The sequence below is a fragment of the Solibacillus sp. NPDC093137 genome, assembly GCF_050280445.1.
Taxonomy (GTDB): Bacteria; Bacillota; Bacilli; order Bacillales_A; family Planococcaceae; genus Solibacillus; species Solibacillus isronensis_B.
Window position 1 is genome coordinate 26666 of sequence record NZ_JBNNVH010000001.1, and the last position, 23361, is coordinate 50026.

General features: G+C 38.6%; 23 protein-coding genes. 18 read left to right on the plus strand and 5 right to left on the minus strand.

Annotated elements, in window-relative coordinates; all coding sequences use genetic code 11:
* The first annotated feature begins 32 nt into the window (after window positions 1–32).
* Together ACQKN3_RS00155 and trhA are read left to right on the plus strand one after the other, a co-directional pair.
* Window positions 33–467: a CoxG family protein gene (locus ACQKN3_RS00155; protein ID WP_427708566.1), complete on the plus strand. Its 435-nt coding sequence runs from the start codon at window positions 33–35 to the stop codon at window positions 465–467.
* A gap of 218 nt (window positions 468–685) precedes the next feature.
* Entirely contained in the window at window positions 686–1327 is a 642-nt protein-coding gene (trhA, locus tag ACQKN3_RS00160; RefSeq protein WP_251686437.1) for a PAQR family membrane homeostasis protein TrhA, read from the plus strand.
* Between the two features lie 40 nt (window positions 1328–1367).
* On the opposite strand, the gene ACQKN3_RS00165 is transcribed toward trhA, so the two are convergent.
* Window positions 1368–2183, minus strand: a complete 816-nt coding sequence (locus tag ACQKN3_RS00165) for a cysteine methyltransferase (protein WP_251686438.1) — start codon at window positions 2181–2183, stop codon at window positions 1368–1370.
* Between the two features lie 89 nt (window positions 2184–2272).
* Window positions 2273–3526: an NAD(P)/FAD-dependent oxidoreductase gene (locus ACQKN3_RS00170; RefSeq protein ID WP_427708569.1), complete on the minus strand. Its 1254-nt coding sequence runs from the start codon at window positions 3524–3526 to the stop codon at window positions 2273–2275.
* A gap of 262 nt (window positions 3527–3788) precedes the next feature.
* On the opposite strand from ACQKN3_RS00170, the gene ACQKN3_RS00175 reads away from it, so the two are divergent.
* Window positions 3789–5405 carry a putative polysaccharide biosynthesis protein gene (locus tag ACQKN3_RS00175; protein ID WP_251686440.1) on the plus strand — a complete coding sequence of 539 codons (1617 nt, stop codon included), beginning with the start codon at window positions 3789–3791 and terminating at the stop codon, window positions 5403–5405.
* A gap of 49 nt (window positions 5406–5454) precedes the next feature.
* A complete protein-coding gene (locus tag ACQKN3_RS00180; protein ID WP_251686441.1) occupies window positions 5455–6165 on the plus strand; it encodes a pseudouridine synthase in 711 nt (236 codons plus the stop codon).
* A gap of 190 nt (window positions 6166–6355) precedes the next feature.
* On the opposite strand, the gene ACQKN3_RS00185 is transcribed toward ACQKN3_RS00180, so the two are convergent.
* Entirely contained in the window at window positions 6356–6577 is a 222-nt protein-coding gene (locus tag ACQKN3_RS00185) for a DeoR family transcriptional regulator (RefSeq protein ID WP_008408196.1), read from the minus strand.
* A gap of 326 nt (window positions 6578–6903) precedes the next feature.
* On the opposite strand from ACQKN3_RS00185, the gene pepV reads away from it, so the two are divergent.
* From pepV to ACQKN3_RS00215, 6 genes are all read left to right on the plus strand, one after another.
* Entirely contained in the window at window positions 6904–8298 is a 1395-nt protein-coding gene (gene pepV / locus ACQKN3_RS00190; protein WP_427708572.1) for a dipeptidase PepV, read from the plus strand.
* 19 nt (window positions 8299–8317) lie between these two features.
* Window positions 8318–9169 carry a D-amino-acid transaminase gene (gene dat, locus ACQKN3_RS00195; protein ID WP_427708574.1) on the plus strand — a complete coding sequence of 284 codons (852 nt, stop codon included), beginning with the start codon at window positions 8318–8320 and terminating at the stop codon, window positions 9167–9169.
* 116 nt (window positions 9170–9285) lie between these two features.
* Window positions 9286–10284, plus strand: a complete 999-nt coding sequence (locus tag ACQKN3_RS00200; RefSeq protein ID WP_427708576.1) for a nuclease-related domain-containing protein — start codon at window positions 9286–9288, stop codon at window positions 10282–10284.
* Window positions 10285–10287: 3 nt separating this feature from the next.
* A complete protein-coding gene (locus tag ACQKN3_RS00205; RefSeq protein WP_427708578.1) occupies window positions 10288–11208 on the plus strand; it encodes a diacylglycerol/lipid kinase family protein in 921 nt (306 codons plus the stop codon).
* Between the two features lie 65 nt (window positions 11209–11273).
* Complete coding sequence (gene trmB / locus ACQKN3_RS00210; protein WP_251686446.1) at window positions 11274–11921, plus strand: tRNA (guanosine(46)-N7)-methyltransferase TrmB; 648 nt, start codon at window positions 11274–11276, stop codon at window positions 11919–11921.
* Window positions 11922–11944: 23 nt separating this feature from the next.
* The gene (locus tag ACQKN3_RS00215) at window positions 11945–12805 is read left to right on the plus strand and encodes a YtnP family quorum-quenching lactonase (protein WP_251686447.1); all 861 of its coding nucleotides are present in this window, start codon (window positions 11945–11947) and stop codon (window positions 12803–12805) included.
* A gap of 41 nt (window positions 12806–12846) precedes the next feature.
* Here the strand turns inward: ACQKN3_RS00215 and ACQKN3_RS00220 are convergent, their stop codons facing one another.
* The gene (locus tag ACQKN3_RS00220) at window positions 12847–13236 is read right to left on the minus strand and encodes a DUF3169 family protein (protein ID WP_427711553.1); all 390 of its coding nucleotides are present in this window, start codon (window positions 13234–13236) and stop codon (window positions 12847–12849) included.
* A 35-nt stretch (window positions 13237–13271) separates the two neighbouring features.
* Window positions 13272–13586: a peptidase M4 gene (locus ACQKN3_RS00225; protein ID WP_079528542.1), complete on the minus strand. Its 315-nt coding sequence runs from the start codon at window positions 13584–13586 to the stop codon at window positions 13272–13274.
* A gap of 147 nt (window positions 13587–13733) precedes the next feature.
* Between ACQKN3_RS00225 and ACQKN3_RS00230 the strand changes: the two genes are divergently transcribed.
* The 8 genes from ACQKN3_RS00230 to ACQKN3_RS00265 all read left to right on the plus strand — a co-directional run bounded on the left by ACQKN3_RS00230 (window position 13734) and on the right by ACQKN3_RS00265 (window position 23356).
* Window positions 13734–14810 (plus strand): M42 family metallopeptidase, encoded by a 1077-nt coding sequence (locus ACQKN3_RS00230; RefSeq protein ID WP_427708582.1) that lies wholly within the window; start codon window positions 13734–13736, stop codon window positions 14808–14810.
* Window positions 14811–14967: 157 nt separating this feature from the next.
* Entirely contained in the window at window positions 14968–15504 is a 537-nt protein-coding gene (locus ACQKN3_RS00235) for a DUF84 family protein (RefSeq protein ID WP_251686450.1), read from the plus strand.
* Window positions 15505–15576: 72 nt separating this feature from the next.
* Window positions 15577–16095: a hypothetical protein gene (locus tag ACQKN3_RS00240; RefSeq protein ID WP_427708583.1), complete on the plus strand. Its 519-nt coding sequence runs from the start codon at window positions 15577–15579 to the stop codon at window positions 16093–16095.
* Window positions 16096–16203: 108 nt separating this feature from the next.
* Complete coding sequence (locus ACQKN3_RS00245; RefSeq protein WP_427708585.1) at window positions 16204–17019, plus strand: DUF1444 domain-containing protein; 816 nt, start codon at window positions 16204–16206, stop codon at window positions 17017–17019.
* On the plus strand, window positions 17016–17630 hold the full coding sequence (gene ytpR / locus ACQKN3_RS00250; protein WP_427708587.1) for a YtpR family tRNA-binding protein: 615 nt from the start codon (window positions 17016–17018) through the stop codon (window positions 17628–17630). The genes ACQKN3_RS00245 and ytpR overlap by 4 nt, the downstream gene beginning before the upstream one ends.
* 210 nt (window positions 17631–17840) lie before the next feature.
* On the plus strand, window positions 17841–21011 hold the full coding sequence (locus tag ACQKN3_RS00255) for a DNA translocase FtsK (protein WP_427708589.1): 3171 nt from the start codon (window positions 17841–17843) through the stop codon (window positions 21009–21011).
* A 146-nt stretch (window positions 21012–21157) separates the two neighbouring features.
* Window positions 21158–22456, plus strand: coding sequence for a UDP-N-acetylmuramate--L-alanine ligase (gene murC, locus ACQKN3_RS00260; RefSeq protein ID WP_427708591.1), 1299 nt, complete (start codon window positions 21158–21160; stop codon window positions 22454–22456).
* 390 nt (window positions 22457–22846) lie between these two features.
* Complete coding sequence (locus ACQKN3_RS00265) at window positions 22847–23356, plus strand: DUF948 domain-containing protein (protein ID WP_251686455.1); 510 nt, start codon at window positions 22847–22849, stop codon at window positions 23354–23356.
* The last annotated feature ends 5 nt before the right edge of the window (window positions 23357–23361 follow it).

A 23361-nucleotide genomic window follows, 5' to 3' on the forward strand; every position in this document is an offset into this window, starting at 1 on the left:
ATTTAATGAATTGAAGAAAGAAGTGTAACAACATGGCACAAGCATCACATTCAGTACAAATCCCAGTTAGCCAGGAAAAAGTATGGGGTTTCGTAAGTAAAATTGAAAAATGGGCTGTATTAGTTCCAGCTTACAAAGAGCATAAAGAACTGGATGCCCAAACATCACATTGGACATTCGAAGGGAACTTTAAAGGCTTAAAGAAAAAAGTTGAAATCGAAATTAAAATTATCGAAATGATTGAGCCTTCTAAAATCAAATTTGAAATTACAGGGCTATCTGATAATATTAAAGGCGGCGGTGAATTTACAGCCGAGCCGAAAGATGGCGGTACATATATGACAGGTACAGTAGAAGTAACTGCTGGCGGTCTTTCGGGTGCAGTATTAAATCCGGCTATTAAAGTATTATTGCCAAAAGTTACGAGTCGCCTAACAGAAAAAATCGCTCGTCATATTCAATCGTAAAACGAACAATAACTCACTGGAAAAATTTTTCCCAGTGGGTTTTTTATTTTGTTAGAAGGGGGTATAGCTTTTATGGGAAGAACCCCTTAAAAAGCTATTACTCCAGAAATGAAAGTTTCCAGCAAATCCATGATAAATATCATATGGAAAGTATGACAAGTTCTTCTATAACAACTAAATACAATTTTTTATAATTGAACAATGAAAGAGGTGGCTTTATGACACAAATCATGATGGAACAAAGTGGATATAGTACAAAGGAAGAATTTTGGAACGGGCTGACACATGGAGTTGCCGCATTACTGACGATTCCCGCAACATTGCTGTTAGTAAACAAAGCCCAGCAGGAAGGCACAACATTAGAGCTTGTTAGCTATATTATTTTTGGTATTTCAATGTTTTGCCTGTATTTTGCTTCAACGATGTATCATTCATGGCCGAAACATAAAACATTTCTGAAAAAGCTCGATCATAGCTCAATATTTTTATTAATTGCAGGAACATATACACCGATCGTATTAGTCGCAATTGGTGGCAAATTGGGTTGGACGATTTTTGCGGTTCAATGGATACTAGCAACAATCGGTATTGTGCTGAAACAATTTTTTGTTTACCGTTTTAAATTACTGTCGCTGTTTGTTTATATCGGGATGGGCTGGCTTATTATTTTTGTTGCCAAGCCGTTATTCGCACATATAGGCATCGCAGGCTTTGCCACATTATTAATCGGTGGGCTTTCCTATACGGTCGGCACTTACTTTTACAAAAATGACCGCATTCCATACAACCATGCAATTTGGCACTTATTTGTTATGGGCGGCAGTGTCGCGATGTTCTTCGCAATTTACTTATATGTATAAACAAAAGAGTCAATCCCGTTATTGGGGATTGACTCTTTTACTATATGCTCGCTGTAAACTTTTCGATTAAATCCTGCAAATAATCGTCGTATTGTTCTTCGTTACGTTTTTTCATTTCTTCCAAAACCTGATTTAAAAATGTTTTGTTGTCCATGAACTGATTCGGCAACGTTTCATATAGTAGCTGATGATGGTAATTTTCCTGATCCAAATAAAGCTCAAAATAATAGCCGAGCTTTTCGTCTTCATTAAACATATGCATCATACAATCTACTTCATAGCATTGCATAATAAAATCGTGTTTAAAGCCAACCTGAACAGTAAATGCAATATGACCGCCTTCACCATCTAATTTAAATGAATCCATATCTGAAATCATTTGATTTTTATGCATGAGCCAGTACAGTTCATTTGCCTGACGGTTTGTCGTAAAGCTAGTAATCCCTTTTGGCGCATTTTCAATGAAGAAATGCTTTGCCAGTTTTGCTTGCACGGCCTCTTCAATTGATGAAGAAGAAGCAATTTTATCGAGCTGCTGACAGACGATTAGCAATAGTGCTGGACTTTTTTGCAAATGTTCAATAATCTTTTTTAATTGCATCGGGCAAACATTTGGGATATTGACTAAATCGACAGCCAAAGTCATGCCGACACCTTGTTTATTTAAGCCGAGTATCAAATATAATGGAACACTTTTCGCATAGGAGTTATTTTTTTCGACATAACAAAAAACACGAATGGAAAAGGTAAATTCATCTTTATTACGATTGCTTATTTTAGTGCAAGATAAATGAGTTTGCATTAGCTCATCTGATGCTAAATAAAGCATAGTCTGGTTTTTTTGAGAATTATTCATCGTGCCGTATCCTCCTGAGTGTACATACCTCTTATGATACTAGGGAATGATGAGTTGTTCTAGTATTTTTACGATTAAAATCAGAAACGTTACTGTTGACCCGCACTCATACCTGCAATTCGTCCTGTTACGAGCGCGGAAGTAATATTATAACCCCCTGTATAACCGTGAATATCCAAAATCTCACCACAGAAGTAGAGTCCCTGTTTTTTCTTGGAGGCCATTGTTTTTGGTTCTATTTCTTTTACCGAAACACCGCCCCCTGTAACAAATGCCTTTTCGATCGGTTGGGTACCGTGAACGTCCATCGTAAATGCGACAAGTTCACGTGCAAAGTAGCGAATCTTCTCCTGAGATAATTCTATGCCTGTTAACTGTGCGTCAATACCTGCACGATCCATTAAAAATAGAAGCCATCGTTCTGGAACTAGTGATTTCCATAAGTTTTTCACCGCTTTTTTCGGTTCTTCCTTGATTGTTTTATTTAACATTTGGAAGCATGTCTCTTCGTTATGCTCCGGTAATGATTGAATACGAACTTGTACGGGCGCGCTGCCAGATTTCAGCTGCTCTTTAACAATAAACTGGCTGCAGCGTAAAATGGCAGGTCCGCTTAAGCCGAAGTGCGTAAACAGCATATCCATCTGATGTGTTACAAGAACTTTTCCTTTTTTGTTCAAGACAGAAACAGCGGCATCGCGTAAAGCCAGCCCTTGCAGCTCACGTGATTGAATGAATGGTTCCTTTGATGTCACAGGAACTTCTGTCGGATAAAGCGTAGTAACCGTGTGACCTGCTCGTTCTGCCCAAGGATAACCGTCTCCAGTTGAGCCTGTTTGAGGAACAGCTTTACCACCGACTGCTACAACAACAGCATTTGTACGGATTTCTTCGCCGCTCTCCAAACGTACACCATATATTTTTTCATCATCCAAAAGCAATTTATTAACTGCCGTGTGTAGTCGGACTTCCACTTTTAATCGTTTCATTTCATTCACAAGTGCATCAACGACATCTTGTGCGCGGTTGGATACAGGGAACATACGCCCGTGATCCTCTTCTTTTAATGCCACGCCAAGTCCTTCGAAAAATGCAATAATATCTTCATTATTATAAACGGTAAAGGGGCTATATAAAAAACGTCCATTGCCGGGAATATGTTTAATGATTTCTTCCGCTGATAGTCGATTTGTTACGTTACAACGGCCACCGCCTGATATGGCCAATTTCTTTCCTACTTTTGAGCCTTTCTCAAGGAGGAGTATTTTTTTGTTTTGCTCGGCTGCGGCGATTGCTGCCATCAATCCTGATGGACCGCCTCCTATTACAATTACATCATACATAGATAATTTCTCACTTTCTTTTGCAATAATTTTTCGTTCAACGGATTTTTCTCTTACTTATTATACACGAAGTGAAGAAACTATTTGAGTAAATGGTCTTTCACATGTAAACTTGTAAAAGGAAATGTACGGGAACTTTTTAATGAGAGTGCCGTCACAAGAAGGAAGTTAAATAATGTAAATAAATAACTTGCTTTACGAATTCGTATTGTAAGTAAATTGTTATACTGAGAGAATTTCATATAGAACGGTAGGTTATTTCATGTCTTCATTAATGAAAGGAACAGCCATATTAACAATTGGGTTGTTTCTATCAAAGCTTTTAGGGTTAATTTATATTTTCCCGTTTTACGCCATTGTAGGTGAAGATAATATTGCTTTATACAATTACGCCTACATTCCTTATAACATTATGTTAAGTGTTGCCATTGCGGGACTGCCGATAGCAGTATCAAAATTCGTATCGAAATATAATGCGCTCGGGGATTTTGATGCCGGCCGCAGACTAGTAAAAACAGGTGCTTTACTGATGACGCTTACAGGAATTGTAGCGTTTATTTTAATGAATCTGCTTGCAACACCGCTTGCAAATATAGTGATTAATAGTGATGAACAGGCATTTACTGTGGAGCAAGTTGCTAATGTCATCCAGTGGGTGAGCTATGCATTAATTGTTGTGCCGTTTATGAGTTTGATACGCGGTTACTTGCAAGGATACGGACATTATTTGCCGACATCTGTTTCTCAGTTGGTCGAGCAGATTGTGCGAATCGTCTTTTTACTAGGCGGGGCATTCATCGTTGTCAATGTGATGGACGGTGATGAGATTACGGCTATTAATTTCTCGGTGTTTGCCGCATTTATTGGGGCACTTGGCGGACTTTTGACATTGTTTTATTTTTGGAAAAAGCTGCGTCCGGAGATTAAATCTGTACAGGTTGTAGCACCGAGAGAACAGAGACTTCCTTATTCGGATATGTACAAAGAAATTTTTAAATATTCGATTCCTGTAGTGTTTGTCGGGCTGGGTGGTTCATTATTCCAGCTTATTGATTTGCTGACATTTAACCGTGCGATGGCAGCCAGTGGAATACCAGCGGAAATTTATGATCTGTACTTTACAATGCTTAACTTGTTAACACAAAAAATTGTTATGATTCCTGTTGTTTTGGCGACAGGCTTTTCGATGGCAATCATTCCGACTGTGACGAAATTTTATACGGAAGGTAATTTGCGCCAAGTACATAGTGCGATGGATAAAACGTACCAAGTGCTGTTGTTTATTACTGTACCGGCAGCGATCGGAATTTCAATTTTAGCGGAAGATTTATATCATTTCTTCTATTCCTTCAGTGAAATGGGTACACAAGTATTAAGCCACTACGCACCGCTTGCTATTTTCTTTGCTTTATTTTCAGTTACAGCTGCTATGTTACAAGGGGTCAATTATCAAAAGTGGGTAATCTTCAGTTTACTTGTCGGCTTGCTTACAAAAACGATACTAAATACACCGCTTATTCATCTAATGTCAGTTGATGGAGCTATTTTAGCGACAGCAATTGGCTATGGAGCAACAATCGCAATTAATATTTTTGTCTTGAGGAAAGTGACAAATTACAATGCAACTGTTGTTTTACGACGTATTCTATTAATTATTATTTTGACAATTGTAATGGCTTTAGCGGTATGGATTACACATATTGTTTTAACAGCAATTGCTCCGGCTGAAACGAAAGTATTGGCACTTCTATATGCAATTATTTGTGCAGGGGTCGGCGCGATTTTTTATGGCGCGATTTCTTATAGACTAGGGTTAGCCCAATTATTATTAGGTGAAAAATTCACAAAAATTGCACGTAAATTAAGATTAGTTAAATAAAAATGAGGACGTCGTAACGAAGGCGTCCCCTTTTTTCATGGAGGACTTTATGCGTTTAGATAAATTACTGGCTAATATGGGCTACGGCTCTAGAAAAGAAGTTAAACTATTATTAAAGCAAAAAGCTGTAACAGTGGACGGTGTTACAGTAAAAGATTCAGCAATGCATGTGAATCCTGAAAAGCAAAATGTTTCGGTATTTGGTGAGCGTGTGGAATATGTGGAGTTTATTTATTTAATGATGAATAAACCGCCGGGTGTCATTTCAGCTACAGAAGACCGCCACGATCAAACGGTCATTGATTTACTTGATCCAGAGTATCAGCACTTTGAGCCATTCCCTGTCGGACGTTTGGATAAAGATACGGAAGGGCTGCTGCTAATTACAAATGACGGCAATTTAGCACATAATCTGCTTTCTCCTAAAAAGCATGTCCCGAAATGGTATTACGCCAAAATTGACGGAGTAGTAACGGAAGCCGATATCGAAGCCTTCGCACAAGGTGTAACATTGGAAGATGGTTATCATACAAAGCCTGGAGAATTAAAAATATTAGTGTCTGGCGAGCAATCGGAAATTGAGCTGATGATCCAAGAAGGGAAATTCCATCAAGTGAAGCGCATGTTTGAGGCGGTAGGCAAGAAGGTTACGTATTTAAAGCGTCAGTCAATGGGAACATTGAAGCTTGATGAAGAGTTGGCATTAGGTGAATACCGCGAGCTGACAGAACAGGAACTAGATCTTTTAGCTTCAAAATAATAAACAAAGGAAAAGCGAATGCCCCGACGAAAAGGCATTCGCTTCTTTTAGTTCTTGTGTCAAGAACTAAGTGAACGCTTGCTGACTCAGCAATGTTCATAATATTTCATGTGTAACTGATCGACACCTTACGTTATGTTGGGACAATTAGTCCTTTCTCACAAAATAAGAATCAGCCGCTTTCAAAATTCTAAGATGTCATTTTTACTTTTTTCTTCGTCGTTGTCCATTTACCCCGACTTGGACTCATTACCAAGTCATTGAAGGCTAACACATTCAAATCTCTTTGAATGGTGCGAGGAGTGATGTTAAACTCTTCGACTAAATCCTGTGTAGTCACTTCTCCTTTATTGAGGATAAACATATACACGTCTTTAATACGATTAAGCATTCTATCAGTAGTTGGCTTCATTTCTAAAAACCACTCCTTCGATCTTAAATTCTCATGGCATAAGACTAGCGGACGACAAAATATGTGCGGAGTGCACTTAGGCTTTAATAGTTTGCCTTAGACATCCCCTTTTCTGAAAGTTTGGTCAGAATAGATGTTCTGACACATACATTATAGCGGAAAACCAAACAGATTTCCAGAAATGAGAGACGAAAAACACTATTTTTACAGAAAATTCATATATTTAATATTCCTAGAAATATAGGATGAAATGATTTTGTCGAATGATTATTGTAATTTTAACAAGAAGGAGTACAATAACAATATTAAAAAAATGAGGTGTATTAATGGATTGGTTACAACTGGCTCAAGCAAGAAAAGAAGAGCTTATTCAAGAATTACAGCAATTGATTCAAATAGAAAGTGTAAAAGATGAAAATAATTTTTCTGATATAATGCCTTTCGGTGCTGGTCCGAAAGCAGCATTGGAATATATGCTTCAAAAAGGTATAGAGCAAGGGATGACTACAAAAAACGTGGATCATATGGCCGGCCATATTGAAATGGGGCAAGGTGAGGAACTTGTTGGTGTACTTTGCCATGTGGATGTAGTGCCTGCCGGAGATGTTGCAAGTTGGACATATCCTCCATTTGAAGGGAAAGTGGCAGATGGAAAATTATTCGGTCGTGGTGCGATTGATGACAAAGGTCCAACAATGGCGGCATGGCTGGCGATGAAACTGATTCACGATGCGAAGATCCCTTTGAAAAAACGTGTAAGAATGATTATTGGTACAGATGAAGAAAGCGGATTCCAATGTGTAACGCGCTACTTCGAAAAAGAGGAAATGCCGACAATTGGTTTTGCACCTGATGCAGATTTTCCGCTAATCAACGCTGAAAAAGGTATTGCTCATTTAACGTTCTCAAGTAAAGAAAAACGAACAGGCGATGAGCAATTACTGTCATTCTATGCAGGTAGCAGAACAAATATGGTACCGGATGAAGCAACCGCTACTTTAAAATATGCCGAAAAAAGCACAAGTGAGAATTTTCTGAAATATTTAAAAGAAAATGACGTTGAAGGTACTTTCACTAATAACGATAATGGGATTATAATTGTTGTGAAAGGTAAATCAGCTCATGCAATGGAACCGGAAAAGGGACGAAATGCAGCAGTTTATTTAGCGAAATTTTTACAAAATGTTGTGGAGACGAAACAAAGTAAATCGTTTATCGATTTTATCGTCCGTGTTTTTGACAACGATCATTTTGGAACCGCATTGGACTTCCAATTTGAAGATGCCATGTCAGGACCGACAACATTAAATCCTGGAATCGTAACTTTTGATGAGCGCGGTGTGTCAATTGAAGTGAGTATGCGCTATTCCGTAACGTATCCGTTTGAAGAAAAAATAACGAAAGTACAGGCATTATTACAGCATGAAGCATTTACACTAGATGTAGTAAGCAATTCAGTCCCGCATTATGTGAGCGAGGAAGATGAATTAATTCAAACATTGCTGCAAGTATATCGCAAATACAGCAATGACTACTCGAAGCCACTTTCAACTGGCGGAGGGACATATGCTCGCGTTATGAAAAAAGGGGTTGCATTCGGAATGCTGTTCCCAGGCGAACTAGATGTTGCCCATCAGGCCGATGAATTTGTTGATATTGATAACTTGATAAAAGCGACTGCCATTTATGCAGAAGCAATAGTAAATTTAGCAACTAACTAATAAAAAGGTGGTATTTGAGATGAGCTTTAGTTTATGGAATGATCAAATTGTAAAAAATGAAGAAGTATTGGTGGACAAGGAAGACCGCGGCTATCAATTTGGCGACGGTGTATATGAAGTAGTGAAAGTATATAATGGAGAACTGTTTACAGCGACTGAGCACATTGACCGTTTTTATGACAGTGCTGAAAAAATCCGCATTACTATTCCTTATACAAAAGATAAATTGCACCAGTTACTGCATCAACTTGTAGAAGCAAACAATATTGACACAGGTCATGTTTACTTCCAAATTACACGTGGCGCCGGCCCTCGTAACCACATTTTTCCTGGCGATGATGTGAAACCGGTGATTACAGGGAATGCGAAAGAAAATCCACGCCCATTAGAAAACTTTGAAAAGGGTGTAAAGGCTACATTTGTGGAAGATATTCGCTGGTTGCGTTGTGATATTAAATCACTGAACTTGCTTGGTGCGGTTCTTGCAAAACAGGAAGCATATGAAAAAGGCTGCTATGAAGCAATTTTGCACCGTGATGAAATCATTACGGAAGGTTCATCATCAAACATTTACGGAGTTAAAGAAGGTGTACTCTATACACACCCAGCCAACAATCTCATTTTAAACGGAATTACTCGTCAAGTAATTATTAAATGTGCAGCGGAAATCGGTCTTACTGTTAACGAACAGGCAATGACGAAAGAGCAGCTGCTTGCTATGGATGAAGTAATCGTTTCTTCAACAACATCAGAAGTAACTCCGGTTATTGAAATTGACGGTACAGTTATCGGCAATGGTACACCGGGTGAATGGACACGTAAATTACAAGCACAATTCGAAACAAAAATTCCAAAAGGGATTAAAGCTTAATTCTTAATTTAATAAAAATAGCGCCTTGCTTAACGGCAAGGCGCTATTTTTTTTTGCGGATAACCTGTAAAATATAACGTAATGAAGATTAGGAATGAACTTAGGGAGTAGATAAAATGGCTCAGTTAATAAAACTTCAAGATTATATTTCACGATACGAAATTGACTTGGCACGCTATCCAACGCAGTTTATTCGCTTAAAGACAAATCAGTGGGAGCGAATAAAGTATCAATGGCAGACTGGTGAAGCAATTGAACGTTGGGAACATATAGAGGAAGAAGTAAAGGAAGAGAAGAAAAAATCACTGTTTCAAAAACTTTTCCCTTTCAAAAAAGAAGCAGAAGTAATCGAAGAAGAACAAGAAGATATCGAAAAAGTGACCATCTCCAATGATTGGGCAGTAGAAGAAAATCCATATCAGGAAGATGATTCAACGCTGACATTTGAACCGAATCTTGTCTATACGCCAAAAACATTAGAAGAACTTAAGAAAATGTTCATCGATCAGTTTTTTCATTTTCAAATGAAATGGGCAAGCTCGACATTGCGTGAAAAATCTTATGTAGATCCGAAGTTTATGCGTGATACATTTTTGCGTTCCATGCTCCAAACATTGCCGGACAATTACTTAGTATTCTATTATCCGATTTTACGTGTGAAAAAAGCGCCGATAGAATTGGATATTATTATAATGACACCGACAGAATGTCTATGTATTACGGTTTTGGAACAGGAAAGTCAGGCGGTATATATCGCAAATAGCGAACGCTTCTGGTTAAAGAAGGACGGAAAAAATGAAAAAAAAGTGTTAAGTCCTTTAATTCAATTAAACCGGATGGAAAAAGTTGTCGAGCAGATTTTTCAGCAGAATCATATTGAACTGCCGATTCGCAAAGTATTGTTAACAAGAAATGGCTATATTGATTATCCAGGAACAATGTATGGGGTTTCATTTGTGGATAAACGGAAATTCCCTGAATGGATGGGACAATTATCGCGCTCTGTTTCACCGATGAAGCATATGCAAATACGTGGAGCTCAAGCCATTTTAAATACAGTACAGACAACATCTTTTCATCGGGATATTTGGAATACGGAAAATAAGGAAGATTAAATAATGGAAGTGCATTTTATAATTAATCCTTATGCGGGTAACGGGCAGGGGGTTAAGCGTTGGCATAAGTTTCACCACCAGTTGGCGATCCCGTATCAAATCCATTGGACAAAATACGAAGGACATTCGCAGCTGCTGGCAAAGGATATTGCCGGACGAGCAACAAAGGAAAACCCGGTCTGTCTAATTGCCATTGGCGGTGATGGGACAATTCATGAAGTGCTGAATGGTGCAGTACATTTTGAAAATGTCTATTTAGGGGCAATTTCGGCAGGCTCTGGTAATGATTTTGCCAGGGGGTATCAAGCATTCGAAACGAGCAAACAAGTAGAGCAATTTGTAAACACAGTAAATAGTACTTCACATGATTGCGGGGTAGTGAGACAAGGTGGGAAAACCACATACTTTATCAATAATTTTGGTGTGGGGTTTGATGCATTAGTGGCGAACATCGCGAACAAGTCCACGCTGAAAAGGTCGCTTAATAAATGGAAACTCGGGAAGCTGAGCTATCCTTATTATGTCATTCACGCTCTTTTTACTTATAGACCGTTTAAGCTTACGATTGTCCATACAGGGAAAAAGAAGCAATTTCAAAACGTATGGTTTGTAACAGCGAGCAATCAGCCTTATTTTGGAGGGGGCATGAAATTGTCCCCAGAATCTAATACGTCCGATGGGCAGTTTGAACTGACAGTCGTTTCCAATTTATCGAAATGGAAATTGTTATTCCTTTTTGGAACAGTCTTTTTAGGGAAGCATACACTTTTGAAGGAAGTCGAGCAGTTTGCAGCGACGGATGCACAGTTGATGTTTGAGGAACCGGTCATGGCACATGCAGACGGTGAAACCCAAAAATTAGCACCCGGTCAAAATGAAATTGAAATAACTGTTCAGAAAAAAGCATGGAATTTAGCAAAATAAAAGCAAACGAAGCTATTTTCCGTTATAATATGAGGCAGCTACACAATAGAAAAGAGGATAAGTAAGTGAGATTAAAGCATAAACCATGGGCAGCGGAATATATTCAACAACATCCTGATGTAATTATTCCGAACCCGGAAGATTATAAAGGCAAGTGGATTGAAGCATTCGGCAACGACAATCCGATTCATATCGAAGTTGGTACGGGTAAAGGGCAATTCGTTTTAGGGATGGCATTGCAAAATCCGGAGATTAACTATATCGGTATTGAATTATTTGATAGTGTGATCGTCTGTGCCCTTGAAAAAATCGAAGCAGCAAACAAACCATCGAATTTGCGTTTGTTAAAAGTTGATGGTGCGAAGCTGGAAGAGTTTTTTGGGAAAGGGGATGTGGACCGTGTATATCTGAACTTCTCGGATCCATGGCCAAAAGTGCGACATGCAAAGCGTCGCCTGACACATGAAGGTTTCCTGAAAATTTATGAGAACATTTTAGTTGATAACGGTGAAATCCATTTCAAAACGGATAACCGTGGTCTTTTTGAATATTCACTCGTAAGTATGAACGAGTATGGTATGGCATTAAACTATGTATCGCTAGACTTACATGCGAATATGCCGGAAGATAATATTATGACAGAATACGAGGAGAAATTCTCGAAGCTCGGTCAACCAATATATCGACTAGAATGCCAATACAAGACGAAATAATAACGATTTAGGGGGATGGAGAAATGGATCGATTTGAATTTCACAACATGACACTGACATGGTTACATGGGGGTGTCACAGCACTGGATGGCGGAGCTATGTTTGGGGTAGTGCCAAAAGCACTGTGGTCTCGTAAATATCCGGTAAATGAATTGAACCAAATTGAATTAGCATGTGAACCAATTTTAATTCAATACGAGGGGAAAAATTACTTAATCGATTCTGGGGTAGGTGCTGGTAAGTTAAATGAAAAGCAACTGCGCAATTTCGGTGTTTCCGAAGAATCAACAATTGAAAAAAGCTTAGCTGAAGCTGGATTACAGCCAAGTGATATTGATGCAATTCTGATGACACATCTACATTTTGATCATGCTGGCGGTTTAACGAAGTGGGAAGGGGACAAGCTTGTTCCGGTTTTCCCTAATGCAGTTATTCACACGACACAGATTGAATGGGATGAGATGCGCAATCCGAATATCCGTTCAAAAAATACGTATTGGAAAGAAAACTGGGAGCCTGTACAGCATTTAGTCTCAACATATGAAGGGGAGCTGGAAGTGGCTCCAGGCTTAAAAATGATCCATACGGGCGGCCATAGTGAAGGGCATGCAATTATTCGCCTTGAACAAAATGGGGAAGTGGCGTTACATATGGCGGATATTATGCCGACACATGCCCACCAAAATCCGCTTTGGGTATTGGCATATGATGATTACCCGATGACAAGCGTATTTGCGAAGGAAAAGTTAATGAAAGAAGCGCTGTCAAATGGCTACCGTTTTATCTTCTACCATGATGCGTATTACCGCATGATTCAGTGGGATGCAACAGGCAAGGAAGTAACAGACAGCCTGGAACGTTCGAAACCGGCATTAATTAAGTAAACACGAAAGCACCTGCATGATTATCGATGCAGGTGCTTTTATTATCGATTACGTACTTTCAGCATATATTGAGTGTTTACAGTAATTAATATTATAGCAATGATGAGAATGGCGAAAAGCTGGGATTCACCGGATGCGACTGAACAGAACATGCATAGTAACAAGGAACATAGTAATAAAATATTCTCTAAATTAAATGCCGAATATAACCCTTGTAACATGATATGGCGCTCGCCTTCGTCGGACATTTCAAACATCTTTTTCGTATATTGCTTATCATTATAAGAAGGGATTTCACGGTACGGATACACATATTTAATATAATTGCCTACTAATGGTGTAGCAATAATAGCTAATAATATAGCAGGAATTGAAAGAATTTGAATAACGATTGACTGTTCTGTAATGATAGCTGCACAACCAAAAAAAATACGATGACTAAAATTACGTCATCGCATCTTTTACATTATATTTGTTTAATATCTACAATGGCACCGGAACGGGCATCTGCTGCGAACTCGTAGTTTTCAAGCTCGCCGTTGATTGTACGTGAAATACCTCCACGGTAAACCGGAGTTTCTGTAAAGCCATTACTGAAGTTTTCAGTTTTCATGTAAATCCAAGAACCATCAATTGGTGCATGTTTTTTAAATTCATCTTTAATGTTAGCTAAAATATGATCTGGATTCGCAAATGGTGCGACACGATTGCTCATTTCCTTAACAATGACAGCAGCTGCCATCCCTGTTACAACCCCTATTGTAAAGTCTTTTAAATTCATTTCAAAATACCTCCTCAAAATAGTGACTACATTTACTTTATCATATTCTGAAAATAGAGTAAAAATAATAGAAGGTTCGAAAGTCGAAATATTGCTTGCAATTTGTGGTATAATGAAGGCAAATCTACATTTTAGAGGTGTTGCAGAATGAATCAAGATACACTTGCTCTTTTTAAAACATTAACAGAACTGCCTGGTGCACCAGGGAATGAGCGTGCGGTCCGCAATTTTATGCGCTCGGAATTAGCGAAATATTCTGATGAAGTGATCCAGGATAATTTAGGTGGCGTATTTGGTGTGCGTAAAGCAAAAGATGAACAAGCGCCAAAAATTTTAGTTGCTGGCCATATGGATGAAGTCGCTTTTATGGTTACTTCCATTACTGAAAACGGCATGATCCGTTTCCAAACACTTGGCGGCTGGTGGAATCAGGTTATGCTGGCACAGCGCGTTACGCTTTATACAAAAGACCGTGAAATCCCAGGTGTTATTGCATCAATTCCGCCGCACTTATTAACAGATGCGGAACGTTCTAAACCGATGGATATTAAAAATATGCTGATCGATATCGGAGCAGATTCAAAAGAAGATGCGATGAACTTAGGTGTACGTCCAGGACAATCCATTATTCCTGTATGTCCATTCACACCGATGGCTAATCCGAAAAAAATTATGGCAAAAGCGTGGGATAACCGCTACGGCTGTGGATTAGCGATTGAACTTTTAAAAGAGATTCACGGTCAAGAAGTGAAGAGCCATATTTATTCTGGAGCGAATGTTATGGAAGAGGTCGGTTTACGCGGTGCAGCGGTTTCATCTAATATGATTAAACCTGATCTGTTTTTTGCATTGGATGCATCACCGGCGAATGATACATCTGGCGATAAAAATGAATTCGGTCAACTAGGTAAAGGAACATTACTACGAATTTTAGACCGTTCAATGGTTACACATCGTGGTATGCGTGAATTCGTGCTGGACACAGCAGAATCAAACAATATTCCATACCAATATTTCGTCTCTCAAGGTGGTACAGACGCAGGACGTGTACACACTCAAAATGACGGGATTCCATCAGCTGTAATCGGGGTTTGCTCACGTTATATTCACACATCTGCGTCGATTATTCATGTGGATGACTATGCAGCTGCTAAAGAACTGTTAGTAAAATTAATTCAAACTGCCGACCGTTCTACAATCGAATCTATTCGCGCAAACGTATAAAAAAAATCAATATTATATTATAATACAAGGATGCGAACTTATCGCATTCTTGTTTTTTAGTTGCGGATAATGGGTTTAACGTGACTTACATAAAAATCGGTAAACCATTTTATATAGGTATAGACCGTTTAAAAACGAATAGCTTGGAGATGAAATAATGAGAGTAGCAGTCGGATCGAAAAATAAGGCGAAATTAGGTGCTGTTGAAGCAATTGTCAAACAGTATTTCCCTGAAGCCACAATCGAAAATATGGAAGTGCCTTCAGATGTATCAATTCAGCCCTTCTCAAATGAAGAAACGAGACAAGGGGCGATCAACCGTGCACGTCATACAATGATGCTTACAAATGCGGATATAACATTTGGACTTGAAGGCGGCGTCGATGAAATCGAAGGAACAATGTATTGCTGTAACTGGGGGGCGGCTGTTTTGAAGGATGGGACAGTCATTGCCAGCTCAGGAGCTCAATTTGCCTTACCGGAAGAAATTGCACAGGAGCTTCGTATGGGCAAGGAACTCGGACCGGTGATGGACGTCTATACAGATAGCGAAAATATTCGCCATCATCAAGGAGCAGTTGGTATTTTTTCAAATAATTTAATCGACCGAAAAGAAATGTTTGAACATATTGTTAAGTTATTAGTCGGTCAAATCTTGTTTAAAATAAACAAAGAGCAATCGGACCGGATGTAGAGCACAATCGTTGCATTACGGCTCGAAAAATTATTATGATACTGATGGAACGTTTGAAAGAGAGGGAAAACAATGAGTCGTAAATGGATACATGCGTTTTTGCTTACTTCACTTGTTGTTATATTATCAGCATGCAGTCAAACAGTTGAAGAACAGGCACAAGCAGGAATGGAAAATGCTGAAACAATGTTTAGCAACGAAGCGAATGAAGCAAACAAAACGATTGGACATATAGAGCTATACTTACCAAAAGGATATAGTATTGAAAAAGGAATCGATGAATTGAATTATACGATTCTGAACGGTAAAGATTCCTATATATTATTCGTTAATCAAAATGAACCGGAAGACAGTCAGTTACAATATGACTTGTTAAAGCAGGAAAACAAAAATGAAATTGTCGAAGAGAAAACATTCGAATCGGATGGCCAATTCGGATTTTCTGCTGTCACAAAATTTCCTGAAGAGAAATATGAGCTGATCGTTAATTTAGGCGGCGTTAAGCTGTCGACTATTTCCGAGAATAAGAAAATTGACGATAAAATCCAGGAAATGATGGAAATTGTGAAAACAGTGAAAGTGGTTAACTAGCTGAGGCGTTGAGTAAAGTAATCATATAGCTTTTTTGTTACAATAGATGAAGTAAATGGAACGGTTCACATTTGTGAGCCGTTTTTGATTAGATAAAGGAGTGGTTGAATGGAATCGAAACAGTTAGTAGCTGAACTGAAGACTAAGCTAGGTGAGGCAAACTTTACATTCACATTCGATGAAAAGCATGATAAATTACGTCTTGAACATAAAAAAATTGGACGAGGGATGGATATCTTTTTACCCGAAATTTTAACGAAGTACGAAAAGAAAAAACAGCAGGCAATTGATGAAGTAATTTATACAATTGAGCAAACATTTTTAGCGATGCAGCGAGAAAAAGAACAGGGCTTTGCAGGTCTTGCTTCTGTATATCCAATTATCCGCTCAACATCCTTCCCTAAAAAGTCGAATGATGGTCATGCTTTTGTCATGACAGATCATACAGCGGAAACACGTATTTATTATGCGCTCGATTTAGGTACAACTTATCGTTTAATTGATGAGTCAATGTTGCCGAAATTAAATGTAACAGAGGAGCATATACGTGAAGCTGCACGTTTTTCTGTAAAAAAATTGCCGACTTCTGTTAAACGTGATGAAGTTTCCGGTAATGTTTATTACTTTTTAAATCAGAATGACGGTTATGATGCAAGCCGTATTTTAAACGAAAGCTTTTTGAAAGAAATGGAAAGTCAAATTGAAGGCGAAATGACGGTATCTGTCCCGCATCAGGACGTATTAATTATTGGTGATATTCGGAATGAAGTAGGGTATGATGTATTAGCGCAGATGACGATGCATTTCTTTACAGTTGGCGCGGTTCCGATTACGAGCTTGTCATTTGTATATGAAAACGGTCATTTAGAACCAATATTTATTTTAGCGAAAAACAAAGTAAAAAAGGAGCAAGAAGAAAAATGAAAGTAGCTTACAACAAAGCACATGTAGGAGATGTCCTATTAGTTCAATTATCAATGGAGCCAATCGTAAAAACAGCGATGGATCGCGCTGGCGATGTAGCCATTTTAAAAGAAGAGACAACTGGTGAAGTGAAAGCATTTAACCTTTTTAATGCTAGCAAGTACGTAGAACTGGATGTTGCAGGGAATGTGGAAGTAACACCGGAACTTGTAGAAAAAATAGAAGCAGCTTTAAAAGCAAATGGCGCAGAAATTTCTCTAGATGTAGACTTCTCACCAAAATTTGTAGTTGGCTATGTTGAATCAAAAGAAAAGCATCCAAATGCAGATAAACTAAGTGTTTGTAAAGTAAACGTTGGGGATGAAACATTACAAATCGTATGTGGAGCACCGAATGTTGACTCAGGCCAAAAAGTAGTTGTGGCTAAAGTTGGCGCTGTTATGCCTTCTGGTCTATTGATTAAAGAAGGTAACTTACGCGGTGAAGATTCATTCGGTATGCTTTGCTCTGCACGTGAACTAGCAATTCCAGGCGCACCTGAAGTAAAAGGTATTTTAGTGCTGGAAGATTCTGCAGAAGTAGGAAGCCCATTCGAGGTTCCAACTCGTTAATAAGTACGATAAGTTAGTATGTTGAGCTGAGTCTCTCATACTAACTTTTTTTTATCCTTAAAAATATCAGCGACAAAGCGCATTTACCCGGCAAATATGATATGCTTTTGAGGTGTATATTATTTATACACAGCAATTTAAATAAGAATAAAGACCGTTGCAAATAGTGGAATTTGTACGGCAATGTTTTTAAGGAAAGAAGTGGTATTTATGAGTTGGATTAAAAATAAATTTAATAAGCTATTTAATATGGATTCAGATGAAGAATATGATGAGTATGATGATTCTCCAAAAATGGATGAAATAGATCAAACAAAACAATCACAAGCGCAGCAAAATTATTATGAAGAACCTGATGCGCCGAAAAAAGCATTCCGATTTCCTTTAATAGAAGATGATTATGAAGAAACAGTTAAGCAAGAAAATGAGCAGCGACAAACGACGCGCTTTTATGATGATGATAAGGAAGAACTGACATTACCAAATTATTTGCAAAAGCATACAGCCAAGGAAGTATATGAAGTCGAAGTATCCGGTATACGAGATTTACTGGAACGCCGCCGCAAAGGGAAAGGCCACACAAATGTCGTGCATACAAGAGATCCTGTACGACGTTTATCGAATTTAAAAGAAGAACGGGAAGCGATACGTCACAATAAGCCTGTACGCGCAGAAAGAACTGAAAATAAACAAATTTTAAAACCGATCGAAATTAGGAAACGTTTTATTCCTACCGATGTTCCGTCGCCTGTACATGGTTTTAAAAAGCCGTCATCAATTGAAAAATTAATTGAAAAGCAGCAGGATGAAAAGCTTAAAAATGAAGAGCACGAACATAAATCAATAATTGAACCAGAACATAATGAATCGGCAGAACAGCCGACTGAACTGGTTGATGTACAACCAAATGAGGAAGAACAACAAGCTGTAACAAATTATGAACAAGAAATACATGAGCCTTATTCAGAAGAAATTGCCCAAACTGAATCACTTGAATCAGAACCTGAACTTGCCCCTGTGAATGAGGAAGAATTGATTGAAGTCGAAAATGACGAATCAATTGAAGAAGACAAGCAACCGGTGGAAGAAGAGGTGCTTGAACAACGGACAGAAGCAGTTGTCGAAATAGAAGATGAAGCGGAAGAAGCAGTGAAAGAGGAACCTTCCGTTGCAGAAACAATCAGTGATGTACAAGTGAAGCATGTAACAATTGAAAATTCGACAATACACATTGGTCAATTAAATGTGGAGCAAATGCCTCCATCTGAAGAAGCCATTGTAATTGAAGAGAAGAAGGAAGAAACGGATGCAGTACAACCAATCAGTACGAGAAGCCGTGTTCCTTTTAATGTGGTGATGCTGAAGTCAGACAAGCAAAAACTGATGACGAAGCAATTTGTTGAACAGCAGTTAAGCATGCAAAGTAAAAAAAATAAACTAGACGAAGTAAAGCAAGAAAACATTATGAATCCGGTTGAAGAAACTAATGAAGTTCATACTGAACTAGAGGATATAGTGCAACATGAAAAGAATGATGAAATAGAAGCTGTTAAAAAGGAAGCTCAGTTATCTCAGAATGAAGTACGACCTGTACAGGAAAATGCTGAAATCATTACTTTTAACGAACAGGTTGTGAAGCATGAACCGACTAATCAGTATGAAGAGGAAACGATGAGGGCACCTATTTCTACATCTATTGGGTTGTTGGAACGTGAATCCGATATACCTGCAAAAGTAGAAGAGTTATTAGAAGTAGCAGCGACTACGGAAGCAGTAGTAGAAGAAGTTCCAGAAACGTTGAACGTTCAAGAAGTACCGGAAATCCAAGAGGTAACAGAACTTCCGTCAGTTGAAGAAGAGGAAGAGCCAATTGTTGAAGAAACAGCAGACGTAAAAGCACCTTCTACTCAAGAAGTGATAGCAGAGGAAGCTGAGACCGTAATAGAAGCACCTCCAGTTAAAAGGATACCTTATGTAAAGCCACCTCTTGAATACTTAGTACCGCCGGAGGAAATGGTGGAAGACCGCGACTGGATGGATGAACAAGGCGAAAATTTAGTTGAAGCACTATCCCATTTCCAAGTTCAGGCGCAGATTGAATCGATTGTCCAAGGACCGGCCGTTACACAATTTGAAATTACAGTAGGGCACGGGACGAAGGTAAGCAAAGTCCGCAATTTAACGGATGATATTAAATTGGCATTAGCTGCAAAAGATATTCGAATTGATGCGCCAATTCCGGGGAAACGATCAATCGGTATTGAAATTCCAAACCGGATTTCTCGTTCGGTGCGCCTATCAGAAGTGACAGAATCAGCTTCGTTTAAAGATTCGGATTCCCCATTGGAAGCAGCACTTGGTTTGGATTTAACAGGAAAGCCAGTCACAATCGACTTACGGAAAATGCCGCATGGTCTGATCGCCGGTGCCACAGGATCGGGTAAATCGGTATGTATTAACTCGATTTTAGTCAGCCTGCTGTATAAAGCAAATCCGAATGAATTAAAGCTTATGCTGATTGACCCGAAAATGGTAGAACTGGCGCCATTTAACCATATTCCGCATTTAGTCAGCCCTGTTATTACAGATGTTAAAGCAGCGACTGCAGCGTTAAAATGGGCAGTTGAGGAAATGGAAAGACGTTATGAGTTATTTATGCACAGCGGTGCACGTAAAATAGAAGCATATAATAAAATGTGTGATGCAAATGGTATGTATGCACAGAAGCTTCCATACTTATTAATTGTCATCGATGAGTTGGCAGATTTAATGATGATGTCCCCACAAGATGTGGAAGACAGCATTGTACGAATTACGCAAAAGGCCCGTGCTGCAGGAATACACTTAATTGTTGCTACACAGCGCCCATCAGTAGATGTTATAACTGGTCTGATAAAGTCCAATATTCCAACGCGTATCGCCTTTTCAGTATCATCACAAATCGACTCCCGCACAATTTTGGATTCACAGGGTGCAGAACGATTACTGGGACGCGGAGATATGCTATATTTAGGAAATGGAATGTCGGCTCCAACCCGTATTCAAGGTACATTTGTAACAGATGATGAGATCGAAGAAATTATCGAGTATGTACGTGAACAAGGAGAGCCACAATATATTTTTAAACAGGAAGAATTATTAAAACGCTCAGAAACAATAGAGGAACAAGATGAGTTGTTTGAAGAGGCATGCCGATTTGTGTTTGAACAAGGCTCAGCATCGACATCACTTTTACAACGCCGTTATCATATTGGCTATAATCGAGCAGCTAGATTAATCGATATGTTAGAGCGACATGGTTATGTTTCAGAACCAAAAGGAAGCAAACCGAGAGATGTATATATTACAGAAGAAGAGCTGTTTGAGCAATTCGGAGGCTAAAGCACAGCAAGTTGAACAATTAAAAAAAATTAGAATTGTCGTTCAATTATCGTAACGTGTATTTAGTGCTATAATGTAGGCATACTTTGAAACAATAAATTGATAATTCAATGGGGTCTTCGTATCCTAGGAGGGTTTTATAAATAATGACACGCTATCATTTTACCGGTATTAAAGGTTCAGGCATGAGTTCCCTGGCGCAAATTCTATTTGATGCAGGAGAGCAAGTTCAAGGTTCCGACTATGAAACATACTATTTTACGGAGCAACCATTACGTGACCGAGGAATAGAAATTTTAAATTTCGATGAAAACAATATTAAAGAAGGTTTAACAGTTATTGCAGGGAATGCGTTTAATGATGATCATCCAGAATTAGTGCGTGCACGCGAGTTAGGTGTTGAGGTCATTCGCTACCATAAGTTTTTAGGTGAATACAGCAATCGCTATACTTCAATTGCCATCACAGGTGCACATGGTAAAACGTCTACGACTGGTTTAATGAGCCATGTTGTAGGCGGTTATATGCCGACATCGTATTTAATCGGTGACGGTACTGGTTCAGGTAAAAAAGATGCTTCATATTTTGTTATGGAAGCATGTGAATACCGTCGCCACTTTTTAGCGTACCATCCGGATTATGCAATCATGACGAATATCGATTTTGATCATCCGGATTATTTCACGAGTATTGACGATGTATACGATGCTTTCCAACAGCTGGCTTTACAAGTGAATAAAGCAATCATTGCCTGCGGAGATGATGAACAGCTTCAGAAAATTCAAGCCAATGTACCAGTTGTCTACTATGGTTTTGATCCTGCTAATGATTTTTCTGCGCGTAATATCGTAAAAACATCAGAAGGTACGGAATTTGATGTTTATGTACGTAATGAGTTTTACAGCAAATTCTTTATCCCGCTATTCGGTGACCATACGATTTTAAACTCTTTGGCGGTGATTTCACTTTGTCATTATGAAGGGGTTCCAGCAAAGCTGATTCAAGAACGCCTTAATACTTATGGCGGTGTAAAACGTCGATTTACTGAAACAAAAGTGGGTAATGCAATTTTAGTGGATGATTATGCACATCATCCAACAGAAATTGCGGCAACTTTGCAATCAGCGCGACAAAAATATCCAGATCGTGAAGTTGTAGCTGTATTCCAGCCTCATACTTTTACTCGAACTAAAGCATTTTTACAAAATTTTGCGGATAGTTTAAGCGGTGCCGACACAACCTACTTATGTGATATTTTTGGTTCAGCACGTGAAAAACAAGGAGAGCTTTCGATTCATGATTTAGCAAACTTAATCGATGGCTGTACTGTGTTAACTACCGAAACAGTTGATCAACTTAAAAAACATGAAAATGCCGTATTCCTGTTTATGGGAGCGGGAGATGTTCATAAATATCAAGATGCCTTTGAAGCAATTTTGATTTAATTGAAAAACAGCTTAACCTAGAAGTAAAAGGATAAGCTGTTTTTCCATACATAAAGTGAAACTCCAATCAGCAGGTTGTTGTCTTCATCCCCTAGTGATAGACCAACATCGTGTTGGCCCAAAGCAACCGGATTTTCCGTTAATGCGGGACAAATGATAGAACTTCTATTTATAAAGGGTTTTATTCATCAAGAGATTGGGGAATATGAAAGCATGGACAAAATGGCCATTCGCCTTTAGTGAATAAATAAATAACAAATTAACAGTATTCACGTAAGAAAAGCTTGTATTTCGTGAGGGTTTTTCGGAAAAAATGCTTTTCTAGGAAAAGGATTGTCGCAATTTTTGTCGAATGTAATAAATGGAACTAGATAGAGGAGGTTATATTTGATGGAAGTATTACTTTATATTGCGGCATTAGTGGCTGCAATCGGATTTTTAGTCCTATGCGTAAGTATTGGTATGACATTGTTTTCTGTTAAGAATACATTAAATTCAATTGCGGGAACTGTTGCCGGCATCGAAGGACAAATGGAAGGCATTACACGTGAGACGACAAGCCTGCTTACAAAAACAAATGCACTGGCAGATGATATTTCAGATAAATCGGAGAAGTTAAATTCAGTAATGCATGCTGTAAAAGGTGTTGGAGATTCTGTGAATAATTTGAATTCATCAGTTCAACGTATTACAACATCGATTTCAACAGAAGTGCATAAAAACGAAGACAAGATTGCGCAAGTCGTACAATGGAGTAATGTAGCGATGGGGATTGCAGACCAATGGCGTCAGCGCAAGCCGATTAATGAAGAAGATATCATTTATACGAGTACTAAAACAAATGAAACACCACCAAATTTAGGCCAGAAATCAAAGTTTGGTTTCTTAAAACGCAAGTAAAAGGG

Bases quoted from the DNA above. Each gene is read 5' to 3' on its own strand.
- ACQKN3_RS00155 (WP_427708566.1), top strand. From the start codon at position 33: ATGGCACAAGCATCACATTCAGTACAAATCCCAGTTAGCCAGGAAAAA.
- trhA (WP_251686437.1), top strand. From the start codon at position 686: ATGACACAAATCATGATGGAACAAAGTGGATATAGTACAAAGGAAGAA.
- ACQKN3_RS00165 (WP_251686438.1), bottom strand. From the start codon at position 2,183: ATGAATAATTCTCAAAAAAACCAGACTATGCTTTATTTAGCATCAGAT.
- ACQKN3_RS00170 (WP_427708569.1), bottom strand. From the start codon at position 3,526: ATGTATGATGTAATTGTAATAGGAGGCGGTCCATCAGGATTGATGGCA.
- ACQKN3_RS00175 (WP_251686440.1), top strand. From the start codon at position 3,789: ATGTCTTCATTAATGAAAGGAACAGCCATATTAACAATTGGGTTGTTT.
- ACQKN3_RS00180 (WP_251686441.1), top strand. From the start codon at position 5,455: ATGCGTTTAGATAAATTACTGGCTAATATGGGCTACGGCTCTAGAAAA.
- ACQKN3_RS00185 (WP_008408196.1), bottom strand. From the start codon at position 6,577: ATGAAGCCAACTACTGATAGAATGCTTAATCGTATTAAAGACGTGTAT.
- pepV (WP_427708572.1), top strand. From the start codon at position 6,904: ATGGATTGGTTACAACTGGCTCAAGCAAGAAAAGAAGAGCTTATTCAA.
- dat (WP_427708574.1), top strand. From the start codon at position 8,318: ATGAGCTTTAGTTTATGGAATGATCAAATTGTAAAAAATGAAGAAGTA.
- ACQKN3_RS00200 (WP_427708576.1), top strand. From the start codon at position 9,286: ATGGCTCAGTTAATAAAACTTCAAGATTATATTTCACGATACGAAATT.
- ACQKN3_RS00205 (WP_427708578.1), top strand. From the start codon at position 10,288: ATGGAAGTGCATTTTATAATTAATCCTTATGCGGGTAACGGGCAGGGG.
- ACQKN3_RS00215 (WP_251686447.1), top strand. From the start codon at position 11,945: ATGGATCGATTTGAATTTCACAACATGACACTGACATGGTTACATGGG.
- ACQKN3_RS00225 (WP_079528542.1), bottom strand. From the start codon at position 13,586: ATGAATTTAAAAGACTTTACAATAGGGGTTGTAACAGGGATGGCAGCT.
- ACQKN3_RS00230 (WP_427708582.1), top strand. From the start codon at position 13,734: ATGAATCAAGATACACTTGCTCTTTTTAAAACATTAACAGAACTGCCT.
- ACQKN3_RS00235 (WP_251686450.1), top strand. From the start codon at position 14,968: ATGAGAGTAGCAGTCGGATCGAAAAATAAGGCGAAATTAGGTGCTGTT.
- ACQKN3_RS00240 (WP_427708583.1), top strand. From the start codon at position 15,577: ATGAGTCGTAAATGGATACATGCGTTTTTGCTTACTTCACTTGTTGTT.
- ACQKN3_RS00245 (WP_427708585.1), top strand. From the start codon at position 16,204: ATGGAATCGAAACAGTTAGTAGCTGAACTGAAGACTAAGCTAGGTGAG.
- ytpR (WP_427708587.1), top strand. From the start codon at position 17,016: ATGAAAGTAGCTTACAACAAAGCACATGTAGGAGATGTCCTATTAGTT.
- ACQKN3_RS00255 (WP_427708589.1), top strand. From the start codon at position 17,841: ATGAGTTGGATTAAAAATAAATTTAATAAGCTATTTAATATGGATTCA.
- murC (WP_427708591.1), top strand. From the start codon at position 21,158: ATGACACGCTATCATTTTACCGGTATTAAAGGTTCAGGCATGAGTTCC.
- ACQKN3_RS00265 (WP_251686455.1), top strand. From the start codon at position 22,847: ATGGAAGTATTACTTTATATTGCGGCATTAGTGGCTGCAATCGGATTT.